This window comes from Bacteroidia bacterium (assembly GCA_026932145.1).
Taxonomy (GTDB): domain Bacteria; phylum Bacteroidota; class Bacteroidia; order J057; family JAIXKT01; genus JAIXKT01.
The window spans coordinates 25,493-26,820 of the sequence record JAIXKT010000030.1 but is presented as its reverse complement, the minus strand read 5'-3'; the positions used below and the strand labels follow the sequence as shown (position 1 = coordinate 26,820).

General features: G+C 40.4%; 2 protein-coding genes. Both read left to right on the top strand.

The features are described 5' to 3' along the window. The coding region (locus LC115_07695) for a transposase (GenBank protein ID MCZ2356553.1) at nt 1-494 on the top strand (494 nt) is incomplete at its 5' end. Nucleotides 495-605: 111 nt separating this feature from the next. Then, a partial coding sequence (locus tag LC115_07690; GenBank protein ID MCZ2356552.1) for a hypothetical protein occupies nt 606-1,328 on the top strand: 723 nt, incomplete at its 3' end.

Here is a 1,328-nt window from a genome sequence, read left to right as displayed (position 1 = left end):
CTCTCAAGTCAAATCGGAAAGTTGCCTTGACACTGGATGATAAGCAAAACGGTCGTTACACAAGTATTAAGTCCCTGAAGCCGGAAGGGCGCACTGCGGTGGTGTGGGTTGAGCAGTTGGATTTCCCAATTCTCATTGCATGCCAAATTTTCACAAACGAGAATGATACTGCTGCGCTCTATCTGGCTTCTAACGACTTAAATTTGTCATACGAGCAAATCACTGCAATCTATCACAAACGATGGAAAGTAGAAGAGTATCACAAATCCATCAAGAGCAATGCTTCGTTTGCCAAATCACCTACACGCACAATAACAACACAAAAAAGTCATTTCATTGCTTCGCTGACAGCGTTTAATCGGTTTGAATTACTGAAAGTAAGAAAAAACAAAAGTCATTTTGCACTGAAAAATTATTTGAACATAGTAGCACTACGAAAAGCAAAGGAAGAATTACAGCATTTATTAACACCAAGTCTTAAAAATACTACTTAATATTGCGTAACATCAGTTATTAATTTAAGGAATATGAAAAAAATATTTACGCATAACTGGAGCAGGTATCTCATTTTACTTGTTCTCGGTTTATTTTGGGTTAAGCACAGTGTGGCTACGGTTATTATAGACCCCGGGGTTGCCACAAGCCCGAATGGTAGTTTTGAAAATGCCACCAATACATTCCCAGCCAATGGCTGGACAGTAGTAAATGATGCTACCAACAAATGGTTTGTAGGTACTTTTGTGTATAGTGCCGGAGCAAAAGGTGCCTATATAGGTACTGCTAATACAAATAATAATTATAACAAGACTACTACTCAAGTATCCCATTTTTATAGAGATGTTACTTTTCCTTCAGGGGAAAATTGTATTACTCTAACTTTTAAATGGCAAGCAACCGGAGAAAGCTGTTGTGACCATTTGAAAGTTTATTTGACTACCACGGGTACTACCCCTACAGCAAACACAGAGCTGGCAGTGGCAGATTTGATTAGCTCAACTTTAAACCAACAAGGTACTTGGCAAACAGCAACGATTGTGATACCTGCCTCTAATGCAGGAACAACCAAACGCTTGGTTTTTAGCTGGCGAAATGACGGATCATTGGGAACTAACCCGGCTGCTGCCGTTGACGAAATATCATTAACATCCTCTGCCATTACAATGACTTATGCTACGCTACCGTATTCAGAAAGTTTTGAGTCATGGACAAACTCAAGTGCTTGCGGGTCCGGTTCTTCGGATATTCCTACTGCTAATTGGCTAAATTCTCCCAATACCGGCAACAATTCTTGGCGGCGTAATGACCAAGGCTCTACCGCTGTATGGTCG